This is a genomic window from Lactiplantibacillus brownii (assembly GCF_031085375.1).
GTDB lineage: Bacteria > Bacillota > Bacilli > Lactobacillales > Lactobacillaceae > Lactiplantibacillus > Lactiplantibacillus brownii.
The window spans coordinates 2,029,853-2,047,298 of record NZ_JAVCWF010000001.1; the positions used below are offsets into that span (position 1 = coordinate 2,029,853).

At 44.3% G+C, this 17,446-nt stretch carries 18 protein-coding genes and 1 other RNA gene; 5 read left to right on the forward strand and 14 right to left on the reverse strand.

Annotated elements, in window-relative coordinates; genetic code table 11:
* The first annotated feature begins 112 nt into the window (after positions 1-112).
* Complete coding sequence (locus RA086_RS09585; protein WP_308703575.1) at positions 113-745, forward strand: pentapeptide repeat-containing protein; 633 nt, start codon at positions 113-115, stop codon at positions 743-745.
* Between the two features lie 66 nt (positions 746-811).
* On the opposite strand, the gene RA086_RS09590 is transcribed toward RA086_RS09585, so the two are convergent.
* On the reverse strand, positions 812-2,155 hold the full coding sequence (locus tag RA086_RS09590) for a PFL family protein (protein WP_308703576.1): 1,344 nt from the start codon (positions 2,153-2,155) through the stop codon (positions 812-814).
* An 8-nt stretch (positions 2,156-2,163) separates the two neighbouring features.
* The gene (locus RA086_RS09595; RefSeq protein ID WP_308703577.1) at positions 2,164-2,433 is read right to left on the reverse strand and encodes an ACT domain-containing protein; all 270 of its coding nucleotides are present in this window, start codon (positions 2,431-2,433) and stop codon (positions 2,164-2,166) included.
* 250 nt (positions 2,434-2,683) lie between these two features.
* On the opposite strand from RA086_RS09595, the gene RA086_RS09600 reads away from it, so the two are divergent.
* Together RA086_RS09600 and ssrA are read left to right on the forward strand one after the other, a co-directional pair.
* Positions 2,684-3,610 (forward strand): DMT family transporter, encoded by a 927-nt coding sequence (locus RA086_RS09600; RefSeq protein ID WP_308703578.1) that lies wholly within the window; start codon positions 2,684-2,686, stop codon positions 3,608-3,610.
* A 46-nt stretch (positions 3,611-3,656) separates the two neighbouring features.
* Positions 3,657-4,025, forward strand: a transfer-messenger RNA (tmRNA) gene (gene ssrA / locus RA086_RS09605).
* 259 nt (positions 4,026-4,284) lie between these two features.
* Here ssrA and RA086_RS09610 read toward each other — a convergent pair.
* The 7 genes from RA086_RS09610 to RA086_RS09640 all read right to left on the reverse strand — a co-directional run bounded on the left by RA086_RS09610 (position 4,285) and on the right by RA086_RS09640 (position 10,020).
* The gene (locus RA086_RS09610) at positions 4,285-4,839 is read right to left on the reverse strand and encodes an ECF transporter S component (RefSeq protein ID WP_308703579.1); all 555 of its coding nucleotides are present in this window, start codon (positions 4,837-4,839) and stop codon (positions 4,285-4,287) included.
* Positions 4,840-4,915: 76 nt separating this feature from the next.
* Positions 4,916-5,251 carry a hypothetical protein gene (locus RA086_RS09615; RefSeq protein WP_308703580.1) on the reverse strand — a complete coding sequence of 112 codons (336 nt, stop codon included), beginning with the start codon at positions 5,249-5,251 and terminating at the stop codon, positions 4,916-4,918.
* A gap of 257 nt (positions 5,252-5,508) precedes the next feature.
* Positions 5,509-6,684, reverse strand: coding sequence for an MFS transporter (locus RA086_RS09620; RefSeq protein ID WP_308704453.1), 1,176 nt, complete (start codon positions 6,682-6,684; stop codon positions 5,509-5,511).
* Positions 6,685-6,780: 96 nt separating this feature from the next.
* Complete coding sequence (locus RA086_RS09625; RefSeq protein ID WP_308703581.1) at positions 6,781-7,548, reverse strand: NrtR DNA-binding winged helix domain-containing protein; 768 nt, start codon at positions 7,546-7,548, stop codon at positions 6,781-6,783.
* Positions 7,549-7,606: 58 nt separating this feature from the next.
* Entirely contained in the window at positions 7,607-7,768 is a 162-nt protein-coding gene (locus RA086_RS09630) for a hypothetical protein (protein WP_137606561.1), read from the reverse strand.
* A gap of 455 nt (positions 7,769-8,223) precedes the next feature.
* Entirely contained in the window at positions 8,224-9,099 is an 876-nt protein-coding gene (locus RA086_RS09635) for an alpha/beta hydrolase (protein WP_308703582.1), read from the reverse strand.
* A 27-nt stretch (positions 9,100-9,126) separates the two neighbouring features.
* Positions 9,127-10,020: a C40 family peptidase gene (locus RA086_RS09640; protein ID WP_308703583.1), complete on the reverse strand. Its 894-nt coding sequence runs from the start codon at positions 10,018-10,020 to the stop codon at positions 9,127-9,129.
* A 164-nt stretch (positions 10,021-10,184) separates the two neighbouring features.
* On the opposite strand from RA086_RS09640, the gene RA086_RS09645 reads away from it, so the two are divergent.
* Positions 10,185-10,649, forward strand: a complete 465-nt coding sequence (locus tag RA086_RS09645; protein WP_308703584.1) for an Lrp/AsnC family transcriptional regulator — start codon at positions 10,185-10,187, stop codon at positions 10,647-10,649.
* A gap of 62 nt (positions 10,650-10,711) precedes the next feature.
* Here the strand turns inward: RA086_RS09645 and RA086_RS09650 are convergent, their stop codons facing one another.
* From RA086_RS09650 to RA086_RS09660, 3 genes are all read right to left on the reverse strand, one after another.
* A complete protein-coding gene (locus RA086_RS09650) occupies positions 10,712-10,945 on the reverse strand; it encodes a hypothetical protein (RefSeq protein WP_308703585.1) in 234 nt (77 codons plus the stop codon).
* Positions 10,946-11,177: 232 nt separating this feature from the next.
* The gene (locus RA086_RS09655; protein ID WP_308703586.1) at positions 11,178-12,731 is read right to left on the reverse strand and encodes an ABC-F family ATP-binding cassette domain-containing protein; all 1,554 of its coding nucleotides are present in this window, start codon (positions 12,729-12,731) and stop codon (positions 11,178-11,180) included.
* Between the two features lie 87 nt (positions 12,732-12,818).
* Complete coding sequence (locus RA086_RS09660) at positions 12,819-13,406, reverse strand: GNAT family N-acetyltransferase (protein ID WP_308703587.1); 588 nt, start codon at positions 13,404-13,406, stop codon at positions 12,819-12,821.
* 511 nt (positions 13,407-13,917) lie between these two features.
* Here RA086_RS09660 and RA086_RS09665 point away from each other — a divergent pair.
* The gene (locus RA086_RS09665) at positions 13,918-14,301 is read left to right on the forward strand and encodes a VOC family protein (RefSeq protein ID WP_308703588.1); all 384 of its coding nucleotides are present in this window, start codon (positions 13,918-13,920) and stop codon (positions 14,299-14,301) included.
* 70 nt (positions 14,302-14,371) lie between these two features.
* On the opposite strand, the gene RA086_RS09670 is transcribed toward RA086_RS09665, so the two are convergent.
* Positions 14,372-14,644, reverse strand: coding sequence for a hypothetical protein (locus tag RA086_RS09670; RefSeq protein ID WP_308703589.1), 273 nt, complete (start codon positions 14,642-14,644; stop codon positions 14,372-14,374).
* 693 nt (positions 14,645-15,337) lie between these two features.
* Complete coding sequence (nagE, locus tag RA086_RS09675) at positions 15,338-17,329, reverse strand: N-acetylglucosamine-specific PTS transporter subunit IIBC (RefSeq protein ID WP_308703590.1); 1,992 nt, start codon at positions 17,327-17,329, stop codon at positions 15,338-15,340.
* Positions 17,330-17,446: the final 117 nt, after the last annotated feature.

Here is a 17,446-nt window from a genome sequence, read left to right on the forward strand (position 1 = left end):
TGGCGATAATCATGGTTTCGACAAACTCAAACCCACTTTTCGGCGATAATATCTTAAAAAACTGAAGCATTCCTGCTATATTAATATAGTAATAAAAAGGAGCAAATTAGCCATGCAAACCCCAAGAATAAACCCGACAACCTTACAACCAACTGCCTTTCAGACCATTTACGATGATGAGGATCAGTTACTCAACAACGCCCTGATTGCCGATCAACAAGTTACTGCTCAAACGAGTGAACATCCTATTATTGAACAATGCCAGTTTGAGAACACGATTTTTACCCACAATCAGTTTTTTCGCGTTGAGGTGACCGATGTTATTTTCAAAAATTGTGACCTCTCGAATTGTCAGTTTGAAAAATCAAGCTGGTATCGGGTGCATTTTATTAATTGCAAATTAGTTGGAACAACCTTTGATCAGAGCTTCTTTAAAGACATTCTATTTGAAGCCTGCAACTTAAATCTAGCCAATCTCAATGAAATGAAGCTGACGGGTGTGACGTTTAAAGCTAGCCGACTGACAGAAATCAACTGCATGGAAACTAGTCTTAAAACAACTCACCTGACAGACTGTGCCTTAGATAATGCCGATTTCACCAATACACCACTAAACAAAAGTGACCTTCGCAGTTGCCAATTCAAAGCACTGCGCGTTCAACCCGTTGACTTGCGTGGCTGTCGTGTCAACGCTGAGCAGGCCTTATACTTTGCAAACCAATTTTTAGCCTTGCGCATTGACTAAACCATGGCTTAATTTAATGGCAACTAGTAAAAAAGCGTCTCTCGCAGACGCTTTTTTATGCCACTCTTAATTTTTAAAAGAATGAATCGGTGCGGGAATATGCCCACCGCGTTGAATAAAGGTCGTTGGTTGACTGGGATTAATCGCCATGACAGGCGCTCGTCCGAATAAACCGCCAAACTCAACCGAATCACCAACGTCTTTGCCAACGGCAGGGATCACGCGGACCGCGGTCGTTTTATTATTAATCATGCCAATAGCCGCCTCATCCGCAATTAACCCACTGATGGTTGCGGCAGTCGTTGTACCAGGCACGGCAATCATGTCCAACCCAACCGAGCAAACCGCCGTCATCGCTTCAAGTTTTTCAATATTCAGCCGACCCGTACTGACGGCCCGGATCATCTCGGCATCTTCAGAAACTGGAATAAAGGCCCCAGACAAACCACCTACATGCTCACAAGCCATGACGCCACCTTTTTTCACGGCATCATTGAGTAAAGCTAATGCCGCGGTCGTCCCTGGTGCACCCACACTTTCAAGGCCAATCTCTTCCAAGATTTCTGCGACAGAATCCCCCTCATTGGGCGTCGGCGCTAACGACAAATCGACAATCCCAAAGGGGACGCCTAATCGTTCGGCCGCAATCGTGCCCACAAATTGTCCCATGCGCGTCACTTTGAAAGCGGTCTTCTTAATCTGCTCTGAAACGACATCAATCGTTTGACCACGAACCGCTTCTAAGGCCCGTTTAACCACACCCGGACCACTGATTCCGACATTAATCACACGGTCAGCTTCACCGACACCGTGGAAGGCTCCCGCCATAAACGGATTATCATCCACCGCATTCGCAAACACGACCAAACTCATGCAATTGACGGGGTCCGTCGCAGCCAATTCCTTGATAATATGTCCCATGCGACCGACCGCGTCCAAATTAATGCCTGCACGCGTCGAACCAACATTGACCGAACTGCAGACCCGCTTCGTGCTCGCCAATGCTTCTGGAATAGACGCGATCAACTTGTCATCACCGGATTGGCAGCCCTTTTGAACTAGCGCGGAAAAACCGCCAATTAAATCAATCCCAATTGCGGCCGCAGCCTGATCTAAAGTTTTAGCATAGGCCACGTAATCATGATCAGCACTGGCCGCGGCAACCATGGCAATCGGCGTGACCGCGATCCGCTTATTCACAATTGGGATTCCATACTCACTTTGAATTTGGTCAGCAACGGTGACTAAATCACGCGCACTAGTCGTAATCTTGTCATAAATTTTTTGCCGCGCCCGCTTACCGTCACTGTCGATACAATCGAATAATGAAATTCCCATCGTAATCGTCCGAATGTCCAAATTTTCTTCGGCCACCATCTGAATCGTTTCTAAAATTGATTTGCTTTCCATCAAGACACCTACAATTTCTGGATGGCGTCAAAAACCGCCTGCCGTTGAATATGGATCGTCAAGCCTGTTTTGGTTGCCAACGCAGTCAGAGCCGTTTGCGCCGTCGCAAAATTCAAGGCGTGATCGTCCCATTCGCCAGCCAACATCATGGTGAAATTTTGCGCCATCAACGTTTGTGAAATATCGATAATATTGATGTTCAATTCAGCTAATTCGTTAGCAACAGTCGCAACAATCCCAACTTGATCCTGCCCTACCACTGTAATAATTGCTTTCATCGTTTGATCCTCCAAATTAAAATTTGATAAGAACTCAGTTGTCACTATCATAGCATGGTCCCCCATTTCTGGATACAGAAAGCTCATCTCAGTTGAAAATAACAAGGGCATGATAATTGCGTGAAAAATCACTACGGCCAGGCCTGTTAGCCATGGCACTTTGTTATAATGAAAAGCGCTGGTTAATTTTCAGAATAGGGGTGCGAGACATGCATTTAAAAGGACAATTTATTCAAGGGTGGGCGATTCGATGACCACTCAACATCATTTACGTGGCGTGCTGCTTGCGAGTATCGCCTGCATTCTATGGGGCATTTCGGGTGTCGCCGCGAGTACCCTCTTCATCCACAATCCACATATCACCCCACTTTGGTTAACTCAAATTCGGATGATTAGCGCTGGCATTATTATGCTGATCTGGGCCCAACTCGCTGGCACCAAGCCCTTGGCAATTTGGCGACAACATCGTGATACGATTCAAGTCATCTGTTACGGCTTATTAGGGCTCATTCCTGTTCAACTTTGTTACTTTGAAGCAGTCAAAGTCGGCAACGCCCCAATTGCGACCATCATTCAATTTCTCGGACCATTTATTATTAGCATTTATTATTTCTTATTCAAACACGTCAAGCCCCGACGTGCTGAAGCGATTGGTATGCTGATGGCTTTCGTTGGCACGCTATTAATTGTGACCCATGGGCATTTGAACAGTCTCGCCATTTCACCAGTCGTGCTTTTCTGGGGCGGCTTGTCAGCCATTGGTGTGGCTACGAATACCTTAATTCCACGGCCATTATTGCCAAAATACGGGGCCTTGACGATTACCGGTTGGGGTCTGTTAATCGCTGGCATTTTCTTAATGGTCATCAAACCCGCTTGGACGGTCTCTTTAAGCCTAAATGCTTTCGAATGGTTGCTGATTGTTGTCATCATTTTACTTGGAACGGTCGCGCCATTCTTCATGTTTGCACGTAGCCTCAGTGATATTTTACCTACAACCGCCAGTTTATTAGATGCCTTTGAACCATTAGCCGCAACGATTTTTTCAGTCACTTTTTTAAATGTTCAATTGACTGGCTTTGACTTGTTTGGTGGTATCTTAATCATCTTGGCAGTAATGGCACTATCCATGAACGTCCGTAAAATGATGGCACGCTTACATCGTCAAACAGATTAGTTGGCAGTCGCCAGCGACTATGCTAAACTATGATTGTATCGAATTTGGGGATGTTCTGGATTCGACAGGTATAGTTTGAGTTCGGATTGCGATTCGTGGTTGTGCCACGTAAAACCACTCAGTTTATTTATAACTGCAAAAAATAATAACAATTCTTACGCTTTAGCTGCCTAAACAGCGCTAACCGTAGATCCTCCTGAGATCGTCCATGTCTCAGATCTGGGTCCTAAATTAAGTGGACTTACGCTCAATGCTCACACCTGAAGTAGCGAGAAGAGATTAATCGGGTTAGTCATTACTGGGTGCCCTGACATGCGGCGTTTGTAATGGCGAATTTCAAATAGTATGCCTATGATCGTAGATATCCGAAGGGCAATATGCTTGGACGCGAGTTCGACTCTCGCCATCTCCATAACAGTTAGTCACCTACCAGAACAGGTGCGCAGGAATGCCGGTATGACGGCATTCCTTTTTTTGTTTTAAGAACCAATGAGAAGCTGTTAGAAGGTAAAAGGGAACATTTAGGGAACATTTCAAAATACAAGATCAAGTCGGGCAAACAGGACTAATAGGACTCTAAAAAGAAGCACTTCCCCATCATGCGGAGGTGCTTCTTTTAACAGTTTTGTAAGCAAAAAGCCACTAACCCATAAAATCAAGTTGGTGGCGTAAATTTAGTTAAAGCGTGTCCGGCTAAAACCAAGCTGACACAATAATTTATAAATAAGCGGGACTAAAATAAAACAAGCAATCGAATTGATGGTCGCTGCCAATAGACTTGAAAACGCGCCAATCATCGCAACTTTCAAAGACGTCCCGGCCATCAAAGCAACGATCACGCCGTTGCCCCAAGAAGTCAGAATCTTGACGACTCCGGCGGCCAGTGAAACAAGATAGAGTTTCGATAGGTGCTGTTCATCATAGCCAATTAGTTGGAAAAATAAACTAACGGTTGCCGCCAAAATGATGGCTTCCAAAACGGTTAGCCATGCGGTTGCCGCATAACCATTTAAAATATCAAATAGTCCTAAACCAATCGCTCCGGCCGTGGCGCCATAGCCGAATCCCAATTGCATCACCGCAATCACCGTCAAAATATTGCCAAAGTGAATGAAAGGTCGGCCAACGATTGCAGGTAATGGAATCCTTAAAATACTAATACCGATAAAAATAATTGCTGCAAATAGCCCTGCAAACACTAACTTCCTTAACCGCGCGTTCTTTCCCATAAGATCCCTCTTCCAATAGTTTACTAATTTCATTTTAATGCAATTCTAGGATAAAGCAACGTGTTATTCCATGATCTCAATTTTTAGGTGGCTTATTGCGACCTGTCCGTAAAGTCACCACCCGCCCCGGTTTAATTGGTTCAGTTGCGACCAGCTGGGCGACCGCCAATAAATCATAGGCGGCTCGGGGCATTTCATACTCATGACAAAACAAATAATACCCTAGGTCAACCCCAATTTGGCGGGCAACTGCCGCACTATCTCCGGTCAGTTGCAATCGATGCCCCGCACGCCGAACTAACCGCCGCAACACTGGTTCCTGTCGGATTTCAAGATTAGCGCTTGCTAACATTAATTGTGATCGTAAACGCGCACTTTGTTCCGCCTTGAATCGTAATTTTGCTTTTGCCATTTTCTTCACCCCGATCGTATTATCGGCTTAATCATAGAAGTTATTCGCACGATTGGCAACCCGTTACACCTCTAAAAACGCCTATTTATCAGCTTTTCTATCGGTTGATAAATGAATTTATCATGGTCGTTTCAGTAACCATCTGTGTCAAGCAAGCTTCCAAGAAAATGGCGCAAATTTAAATTTATATTGGCTAATTAATGTGCAATAAAAAATGCCTCGGATAATTAATACCCCAGACACAATAAACTAATTATTTAACGATCTTCATCATGCAAACCTAATAATAAAACGATCACGCCAATGATTAGAGCCCCGACAAAGACCATAAAAATAGCTGGAATTTTAAATCCAACCGCAATCAATGACCCAACCAAGTAAGGCCCAATCGTCGCGCCAATCCGCCCAATGGACTGAGCAAACCCCATCCCCATTCCACGAGCTGAAACTTCGAATTGCCCCGGTGTGAATGCAATCATAATGCCCCAAGCACCAAGCGTGAAGAACGACAACCACGCCCCACTGATTAAAATCATCGTTTCAGTCGTGGCCGACCCAAAGGCCCAAGCACTGAGCATCGTCCCAATCAAGTAGAGGGCCAAGACCCATTTACGAGGAAATTTACCGATTAACCAAGCCGCCAAGTAGTATCCTGGCAATTGGGCCAAACTCATTAACACCGTATAGCCAAAACTATGAACGACCGAGAATCCTCGAATCACCAGAACACTTGGCAACCATAGGAACATCCCATAATAAGCAAACATGATGATAAACCAAAGTGTACTTAAACAGAACGTTGCCCGCCGATATTTTGCCGACCAAATTGCTTTCAACGCCGGTCCAAAAGCCAATTTCGTCGTCACTTCCGTCTTAGCTTTTTCGGGTAAATGACGCCGCATTAATAGCGCATAAAGTCCCATCAAGGCGGTAATCAGCACCGTTATTCGCCAGCCAAATTTTGGCATAATGACAAATGATAAGACTGAAGCTAAAATCCAACCGAATGCCCAAAAACTATCGACTAAGACTAACATTCGCGCGCGTTTGGTCCCGGTAAAATGATCCGCAATGATCGTAGCGGCTACGGGTAATTCGCCCCCAAGGCCAATCCCAGTAATAAATCGAACGGCCAAGAACCAGCCAACATTTGGTGCCAGCGTGAGCAATAAATTCCCAAAAGAAAATAATAGCAAGGTTGCAATCAAGACTGGCTTACGACCAATTTTATCCGCCAAATAGCCACAGCCGAGTGCCCCAATCATCATTCCCAATGACGTGACGGCACTGACGGCTCCCATTTGACTGGCTGATAAATGCCAACTTTGTTTGATCACCGGCATGATAAATGATAATAATGCCACATCTAAGGCGTCAAAAAGCCACGCCGTCCCGATCAGCAGCAAAAGTTTGTTACCCTTAACTTCCATTATTTCAATCCCCCATGATTGTCCTAAATAGCAGCAGTGCTCATTTTAGGTATTTTGTACCTTTAAGTGTCATCAGATTACCATGTGAAATTTTCACTGTCAACTGTCGGTTTTTAACCGATAAACTTTGGCGGGACGGCCAGATGCGCGTTGATGAACTAGACCAATTTCGTTAAATAGATGGACATGGGTTTTGCGGAAATTAGAATTATCAATGGCACTAAGCGGTTTACGCAATAAAATCGCGTAGAGTTCACGGGCCTGTTTTAAAGTAAACTGGTCCCCTAACACGAGTAAAATCGTTGGTGCATAATCCAACCGATTACGAACTCGTAGCAAGGCGGTTCGTAAAATCAACGTATGATCGGCGGTGAGGCCATTAGCCGTCACATACGGTTGCTGATTCTGATAATAAGTGGTGGCATCAATGGTTTCTGGTAATCCTTGAAAGGTCAGCCCATGCCCAGCCAAATTATAACCATTAGCATCAGGAACCACGGCAAACCAATCAACCGCTTGCGCGCCATAACCCGGCACTAAAGTGGGTTGACTAGGTAAATACACCATATAGGTTAAGGCAAGTTCTCGTTCACCCGGCCCCCGCCGGGTATTCGTGAAAGTTGCCAACTGTTCAGTATGGAAGGTTGGCAAACTGAGGCCCAATTTCTCCCGGACTAAGCGTAATGACGCAGCCTCAGCACTTTCAGCTGTGCGTAAATACGTTGTTGGCAATCCCCAGGTTCCTTTAAATGGCGCTTGTGAACGTTGCAATAATAAGACGAGCAATTGTTGGGTCGTCTGATCAAAACTCCAGATGACATTGGTGATACTAATTAAGGGCCGATTGACGACTTGCTGATCACGCATTCAAACACCTCCTACAAAAAGGCCACGACAAGTTGCGTCGTGGCCTACCGTTATTTTTTTAATTCATTTGTAAAGCTTGTACGGTCCAGCCATTGATTGCTGACTTTTCAATAATCGCTTTTTTGATTTCCCAGACATCCGCCTTGATATAGCGTTGTCGAGCGGTCATTAATGGAATATCGGAATAAACCTGCTGACCTTTATTAATTGTTACGCGCATTTAATTACGTCCTTCCCTAATGCTCAGGAAATTTGGTAAATAATTCTGTGTATTGATACTGGGGCAGAGTACTTTATACTAAAAATTACTTTATTCAAAATCTGAGGTTCTTACTTTGATCATCGGTTTGGTTGATCCACATGTCCCAAACCAAGAACTAACTCTACCATACTCTTGAACTTTTAGCTAATGGTTTGCCTTTCTATTACGCTATTCTTAAACTTTCTAACCAAATGGAGGGTGTTAGCGTTGTCATTTTTGCGTAACCGCTTTACACTTGAACTAGTCAATCAAGGGGGTCCTGTAAATGCATAGTTATAAAGGTCTCGTCTATGGGGGTATTTCAGCGGTTTATCTTGTTACGCTATATGCCTTATATCATTTAATTCGCTTAGCTTATTTTCTATTTTTCCTATAACAAAAGCGCTGACCAAAAAGTCAGCGCTTTTGTGTGTTTAACGATGCCACAAATAACGATCTACTGCTAAAGCTACTTTAGGATTTTCATGTAATTGACTATGTTGAGCCTTTTTACCATAAAAGTCTTTTTCAGTATAGTGAACTTGGCGGCCGCGCAACAAATACTTAATTGAACGTGCAGACACGTTCGTGACAAACCCATCTTCATTGGAACCATTATCTAAATTACCAACAATATTGAGCAGGTGCACGCCTTTCGGAAAGTTTGTCCGTTTAGCGACCAGTAATTCATAAGCGGCGTGTGCATACTTCGGTTGTCCAGAGCTTAAAAATGAGTTCTGATTAGCAACATCATCTTCGCCCACGACCCCATCAAAGGGACCGGCAATCGTCACCAATTTATGAATCTTCGGGAAACCCTTCGCCTGTGTCGTCATCAACATGTTGACACTGGCCACACAGCCAGCCGAGTGCGCCACAATATTATAAGTCTTAAACGACTGTTGCGCTTTTACCGCTGTAATGACCGCTGCTAACCAGGTACTCTGCTGATCATATTGTGCTAAATTATTTTTAAAGACGACTTGAATAATGGGATTTCTTGTTCCCTTTTTCCACTGGCCACTGAGTGTCACATTGCCGCTGGTACTGACGGTCGCAACCAACACTTTGTGCGCGTGAGCAGTCTTTTCGGCATGTGCGATCAAGGTATTAGTCGATTTCGCACTTCCTTGAAAACCATGAACATAAAACGTCGGCCGCTGACTCGTCACATATGGCGACTGACGTTTTTTCGAACTTTGACTGGCAGGAGTCGTTTTTGATGAAGAGGTGGTCTTCGCGCAACCACTTAACCCAACGACCACTAATAATCCTAAACACAGCCATTTAAGCAAACTTATCTTTCGCACCCTAATTTCGCCTCATTTAATTTTTAATTACCAATTTCGTCGGACTTGTACGAGTTCATCTTGCAAATACGTCGCCGATAGTTGTAAATAGGTCACCTGTTTGCCAGGCGTTGGTGAATGCAGTAACCAACCATCGCCAGCATACAGTGCGACATGATGCAGCACACCCTGTCCTTGCTGATGCGCAAAAAAGCACAAGTCACCCGGTTGTGCGTCGGCCAAACTAACTGGTTGACCATTCGCCACTTGTTCACTCACATCACGCGCCAATGTCACCCCAATGCAGCGGTGAAGCGCATAGACAAAACCAGAACAATCAAAACCATATGCGCTCAAACCGCCCCACAAATAACGCAAATCTAAAAATTTAGCACCTAACTTAACCAACTGCTGTCCGGCCGTTAAATTTACCGTTGGAAAATCAAATTGTGTGGCTCGTTTGGCGACTTTCGCTGGCCCTAGCGGTGTCTGTACCAAATCATAAAGAGAATTCTTAGTCGAGATCACAGCTAATTCCGTTCCCAAACTCAACTGCAAAATGGTACTGCCATCTGGTCGCAATAATGGCGTAAATGGCCGCCGAATCACTACCGTTGGACCCGTTTGGAGGGGCAATTCAGCCGTAGACAGATGTGCGGCCCAGAACCACCCCGGATAACCTTGCGGATGTTGGGCATCTTTTTGTGAGCCCACATAACCATAGGCCCAGCCACCGACACGCCGCTCGATTAACACGGGATCATTAAACAGGGCTTGGGTCACACATAAGTTATCGTGCTCTAACCCCACCGAATCAGCATCCGTCATTTGTGCGATCCAATCACCCAGCCCTTGACTATCCAGGGCTGCCCGATCGATTGACCGTAAACGTGGTTGTCGCCACACGGTTGTCACGGCAACACGAACTCTAGCTGTTTGCACCTTATCAGCCTCCCAAACAATTTATTAATTCATAGTCGTATTTTAACCCTATTTATATTCAACAGTAAAGTTGTTATCCTTTCTTAGGAAAGTTAACCATAAGATTAAAAACAACTGTGAAAGTATGCTATGATACTACTAATTACTTAGGGAGGCGTTTTTCCATGGACAAAACTGATTTGAAGATTCTGAACGCCTTACAAACGGACGCCCGAACTTCGCTCAAGGCTTTAGCTGACCAATGTTTCATCTCATCACCAGCCATCTCCGCACGGATCACGCGCTTAAAAAAGAGCGGCATCATCCGTGATTATCAGGCAAATCTTAACTATCAAAAATTAAATTATCGGATCAAAGCTTATATTCAACTCCAATTGGAACCCACTCAAAAGGAACGTTTTTATCCATTTGTGGAAGGGATTCCCAACATTTTAGAGTGCGACTGTGTCACTGGCGAGTATTCGCAAATTTTGAAAGTCATTTTTGAATCAACTCAAGAACTAGACGATTTCGTCAATCAGTTGCAGACTTTTGGGAAGACTAGCACACAGATCGTCTTCTCAACCAGTGTCCCTAATCGCGGCTTCAAGCTCCCCGATGACCATGATATTAGTCAAATTATCGAGTAACCAAATAGCGCTGATCACCCAACTTTCATCTAACAAGTTGAGTGATCAGCGCTATTTTTGCGTTAACTGGGGAAGCGATTCATCATATAAATAATCACTAAACCAGTTAACCATAATCCTAATAATGGCAAAATAATCATTGGTCCAAAAGTGTACCAACCGACGACACCCATAAATAAAATTTCAATGCTGTGTACCATTAATAATAATTGAAAGTAGGCCCGATACACCCACTGTCCCAAAAGTCCCAATAAAAATAAAATCAACATCACACTATAAAAAAAACTGTGCACCATTAATGAGCTCCTTATGAAAACTTATTGCTAATTTTCAAGCTACTTTCATTATTGTGGAATCATTGGTGAGACACCATCAAAAAATCGTAAATTCTGTGTAATTATTTTGTAAAGCTCGCCACTTGAGAATCGCAGACGAACGGCCCTCACCTTCAAGTTCAATCAAATAATGGCTAAAAAAATGCCACCCATCTCTGGATGACATTGATGACATTGATGACATTGATCACTTTTAGCCTTGTCGTTCTTTCAAACTTAACTTTTCAACGTTCAATTCTTTATCGACCCAATCATCCACAAAACTGCTTTCATGGCTGACTAAGATTAAATTACCTTGGAAACTTTGTAAAGCCCGTTTCAAGCCTTCCTTAGTTTCATCATCCAAATGGTTTGTTGGTTCATCCATGATCAAGAAATTACTAGGAATCAATTCCAGCAAAGCTAGCTTCACCTTAGTTTGTTCCCCACCACTTAATAGATGCATCGGTTTCATTGCGTTTGCGGCGTTAATCCCACATTTAGCCAACTTAGTCCGAATCGTTTTCGGTAACATCGTCGGATAATCATTTTGAATCGTTTGCAACGGCGTTAATTCAGGATTATCCCATTCCAAATCTTGGTTGAAATAGTTGATCTTGGCAGAGGGTGAAAAGTCCGATTTCCCACCTAAAGCTGGGATGACGCCCAGGATTGATTTAATCAAGGTCGATTTACCAACCCCGTTAAACCCTTTAAAGGCTAACTTCTCACCATTCGTCATTGTGAACGTCACTGGCGCCAACAATGGCTTGCCATACCCAACTGAAAGTTTCACCACGGTCAAGGCGTTTTGCGACCCCGTATCTAAGTAAGGGAAAGCAAAACTAGCGTGTGCATTTTCACTCGGTGGATCGACCCGATCCAAATGCGAAAGCATCTTTTCTCGAGACTTCGCCATTGTCGACTTCGAACCGGCCTTATTTTTCCGAATGAACTTTTCAGCCTTATCAATGACAACCTGTTGCTTCTCAAACGCCTTTAATTGCGCTTGTTTGCGCGCTTCTTTTTGGCGCATCGCCGATTGGAAGTCACCACGATACTTGATGATTTTGCCAAACGCCACATCACAAATACAGTTTGTGACTTTTTGTAAGAAGTCATAATCATGAGAAATGACCATGACGGCGCCGCGGAAACCATTCAAGTAGTCTTCCAACCACGTAATGTGCGCCGTGTCCAAATAGTTCGTCGGTTCATCCAAAATAATCACATCTGGATTTTCCAACAGTAATTTAGCTAAAATAATCTTTGAACGTTGCCCACCAGACATTTCACTGATGACATGGTCACGACCAATTTCATCCAACCCTAAACCAGTAATGACCCGTTCCATTTCTGTTTCAATATCATAGAAGTTATTCGCTTCCAACGTTTCCTGAATCCGACCGGCTCGTTCCAACAAACCGTCATCCATGCTCGTCGCATAGTCGGCATAGTACTGTTGCATGTTTGCATCCATATCATACAGCCGTTGGAATGCCGTTTTGAGAAAAGCATACAAGGTCATGCCTTCAGGAATATCTGCATATTGGTCCAAATACCCCGTCCGCAAATGCCGTTGCCACTTGATTTCCCCTTCTAAGGGTAAAATTTGTCCCGTTAAAATTTTAATTAAAGTACTTTTGCCGGCCCCATTTTGGCCAACGATACCCATGTGATCTGCGCGCTCCAACGTAAAGTTAGCATCTTCATATAACTTACGATCGGCAAAGCTTTGCGACAGGTCTTTTACTTCTAGTAAAGCCATTTTGTTTTCATCCTACGCTTTCATTAATTAACTCTGCAAAACAGGCCCCGTTAACTAACGAGGCCTGCCAACTAAGGCTTAGCGGCTCTATGCCATGACTAAGTCCTTATCTAACTCATACTGCATGTGAAAATACATATGATCACCAATTGGCTTAATCCCGACCGTTTCATAATCATACCGGTCATAGAGTTTCTTCGCTCCAGGGTTCGCCATATCAACGTTTAAACCGATCCGTTTCTGACCGGCCTCACGAGCATACTTTGGCAACGCTGCTAATAAGCGTCCACCAATCCCGTGACCTTGATAATTAGGATCAACCGCAATTGAGTCCAAGTACCATTCATGTTCATAACTCTCTGCTTCAGCTTCAAACGCTGAACCAAACGCATCATTGCCTGCAGTCACGCGCGCTAACACGTCATCCACGGCATCTTCATTCTTGTCAGGGTAACCAAATGCGACCCCGACCACTTGACCATCGGCCTCGGCCACTACCGTCGTCGCTTTCTCAGACAAATAATCGGGTGTCTGATATGCGGCAGTAATGGCCTGCTCTAAGTCAGGTTCTGGAATGTCGTCTAGTTCCTCAAGTTGCATTTCATCAAAGATCATATTAATTAGCGGTGCTATCTGGCCCGCATCATCCTGATCAGCTGGTCGAATCGTTATCACAAATAGTCCTCCTTCTTAGTAGTTAATACCTTACTATGAATCGGTGCTATTGTCAAAATTCAAGGCGCCCTTGATAGGTGTTTGACTTAACTTTGCCCTTAATATGAACCGCTAGTGGATTGTAGGTAAGTCTTAATTTACCGCTCCGGTTGGTCTGGACTGATGCTGGAACGTGGTGGCCACGTTTGTGAGCCAAAGTGCGGTCTCGCAAGCCGGGCTTTCTCTAAGCTGGCAATTCACCAGCTAAGAGAAAGATCACCACTGAGCATCATCCAGCCCGCCCTGCGCTAAATCATGAGTAGACCCAATATCAATTGGGTCTCGATGGCATTAATCTTACCAGTATTCCTTACTATTTAACGTCAGAGGGTATGCAGATTTCAAATATGAACACTATGATACCTCGTTTGGGGTCATCCTAAATCAAGTTATCGATTTGCCCTTTCTAAACGATAGTGGTTGGGCTCGTGGTATACTTAAACCTGAAATTATTTTGAAGGGATTTGAGCTCGTGAATATTCGTGACATTGATCATATCGTCTTAACCGTCACTGACTTACCGCGTACTTTACGCTTTTATCATGAAGTCTTTGATCTACCCATCATCACTATTGATGGCGATCGTCAGGCCGTCCTCGTTGGCAAACAAAAGATTAACTTTCAAGTCGTCGATGAACCGCATGAACCTGTCGCTGGTCAACCAACGCCTGGGAGTGCCGATTTATGTTTCATCGCTAAGGATCCGATTGAATCCATCCAACATCATTTAAAGAGTTATTTTGTCAATATCGTTGCAGGCCCGGTTGAACGAACCGGCGCTCACGGCAAATTAACTTCATTATATGTCCGTGATCCTGACAACAACTTGATTGAAATCAGTAATTATCAAGCTTAATCAAAAAACGCTAGTAGCCCGACTTCAAATGAGAAGTTAGCCTGCTAGCGTTTATTTTAGGTCTACTCTGTCAACCACGTAAAATTTGAACCAAATTCGCCTGATGAACTTTTCTGGGCGTTGCTCGATGCGTCAAATCAGCAGCTTGATGCCGTTTCTCGGTCCAACTCAGATCTGCCGCGGTCAATTCTTGACTAGTTGTTAATGGATCAGTTCCAGCATTCGTCATGGCTTGAACCATCGCTTGATCATCTATCTGCGTCCCTTCTGCAGTCGTCGCCATAAGCGCGCCTAAACCTAGTGTCGCAGTCATCATGGTTGCAACAAAACCAGTTTTTTTCATGATTGCTTTCCCCCTTAAACGACTCCAGCATACCAACTTCAAAATAATTAACCAGCTTGACAAGCCCCCTTTATAAGTGCTGGTTATATCGGATTTGTCCAAATCGGTCAGCCAAGTTTGAATTGGTTTTGGGACTCAATCTAGGATCTAAAACACCAACGTCAATCAATCCTCAAAATTGGTTATCGTCAGTGACCCAGCATAAATTCAATGATATCTAAACACGAAAAAATTATTTTTATAGTTAACCGCAATTCAAATGAGTTTTAAACTTGAATAGCAATTCAATCAAAAAGGTACTGATTAACTCAACACCTAACAAAAGACTAATCAATATTAGAAGTAATGTTTAGCGCAGGGCGGGCTGGATGATGCTCAGTGGTGAAATTTTTCAGAGTGTGAGGACCAACGGGTTGCTCCTGAGCATTGCCTAGCTACCACAATTACTCGGTGGCTTTCCGAGTGGTTGTGATGGTGACCCAAGTGGAAGGAGCAGTTGGACCGAACACGTTTCGGTTGCTGGTGAATTTTCCAGCTTAGAGAAAGCCCGGCTTGTGAGACCGCCTTTTGGCTCACAAACGTGGCCACCACGTTCCAGCATCAGTCCAGACCAACCGGAGCGGCAAGTTAAACAAGTGCTAATTAAATAAAACGCTAGTCAACAGATTCCTGTCAACTAGCGTTTTATAGTCATTATTCCGCTGCACCGACAATATCACCAGCAATAACGGTTTTAGTTTGATTTAAGGTCAATTGATGTACTTCGGTCATGTTCGTAATAACCACCATCATGGTCGTCGCTTTACCAGCGGCTTTGATGGCTGCCAAGTCAACCGTCGCAACCGCGGTACCGGCCGCGATTTGATCGCCTTTAGCCACGTGCAACGTAAATGGCGTACCGTTCATTTCAACCGTGTTGATCCCCATGTGTAACAAGATTTCTAACCCTGAAGCGGTCTTCAAACCTAAAGCATGTTTGGTTGGAAAAATACTGGTGACTTCGCCACTAACTGGCGCAACGATTTCATTATCCGTCGGTTCCACCGCATAGCCATCGCCAAGCATCTTTTGCGCAAAAGTCTCATCAGCCACCGCGCTAATCGGCATCAACGTCCCGGTTGCGGGTGCCTGTAAAATCGTTGTCACTGGTACGGTTGCGGTCGTGTTACTCGTAGCCGTCGTGGCTGCCGGTGCCGTTTGGGTCTCAGAAACGATTGGTTCAGTTGCCACTTTACCACTAAACAATGTCTGTAAGGCTTCAGCGACAAACTGGACTTCTGTCCCAATCACGATATGAATATTATGCACATCCAAGACATTTAATCCGGGCACTCCCGCTGCTTTCACGGCAGCTTGATCGACTTTACCCGTATCCTTTAATTGAAGCCGTAAACGTGTCGTACAATTATTAATGACACTGATATTATCATGACCACCAATCGCCGCATAGATCTGCTTTGCTTGACGCATAAATTTATCATCCGTCGTCTCTGCCGCAACCATCGTCGTCGCCCCAGTATCAGTCGCCGCTACTGGTTCACGCCCAGGAGTCTTCAAATTGAATTTTTTTATCGCAAAATCAAAGCCAAAGTAATAAATGACTGCCATGACTAGCCCTTGAACGATCAACATGTACGGTTTATTTGCCAACGGCATCCGGAAACTCAACAAATAATCCACTAAACCACCACTGAATGAGAAACTAGCGGTCCAATGCATCATGGCTGCAAATCCCAAAGATAACCCCATGAAGATAGCGTGCAAAACGTACAATGGCCAGGCCACAAACATAAATGAAAATTCTAGTGGTTCCGTCACGCCGGTAAAGAATGACGCAAACGCACCAGCTAACATTAAGGAACCCGTTTCTTTTTTATTTTCTGGTAACGCATTGCGATAGATGGCGTAGGCACCAGCGGGCAATCCAAACATCATGATTGGGAAAAAGCCCGCTTCATACATCCCAGTGACGCCTTTGACCCCTTTGCTGGCCCAAAAGTTTCCAATATCATTAATTCCAGCCACATTGAACCAAAAAACCGAGTTCAACGCGTGGTGTAACCCTGTCGGAATCAACAAGCGGTTAAAGAATCCGTATAATGCCGCCCCCACAAAGCCGAGTTTAGAAATGCTCGTCGCAAAGGTGACCATGGCGCCATACACGAATGGCCAAACGAAATACATGCCTGCGGTAAAGAATAGCATGACAAATGCCGCAATGATCGGCACTAACCGTTTGCCACTGAAGAACGACAACGCCATCGGCAACTTCACTTCATGAAACCGGTTATAAAGTGCCGCCGCAATTAGCCCGGCACAGATGCCGACTAACACATTTTGATCAACATATTTGAAAGCTTCATTTAATGAACTAGCTTTCACATTAAGTAAATTTGCGAGCCCAATCGCATTCGTGGGACTCAACATGGTTGTTGGCACTAAGTAAGCGACTACGCCGGCAATCGCCGCGGCGCCATCTTTGTTCACTGACATCCCGATGGCTAACCCAACCGCAAATAATAATGCCAAGTTGTTTAAAACGACATCGCCGCCGTTAATCATAAAACGTGATAATAACCACGTTTTCGGTAAGTAGTTACCGAGCCCTACTAAAATTGCCGCTGCTGGTAACGTCGCAATCGGCAACATTAGTGATTGGCCCATCCTTTGAAAATATGTTTTCATACCAATCTCTCCCTGTTCTCTTTTTCAACACCTCACAAATCCTATCACAACGTGCGTTTATATCAAAGTCGGTTTAATTGAATTTTGTATAGACCAATAGTTGATGTGACCGTTTCC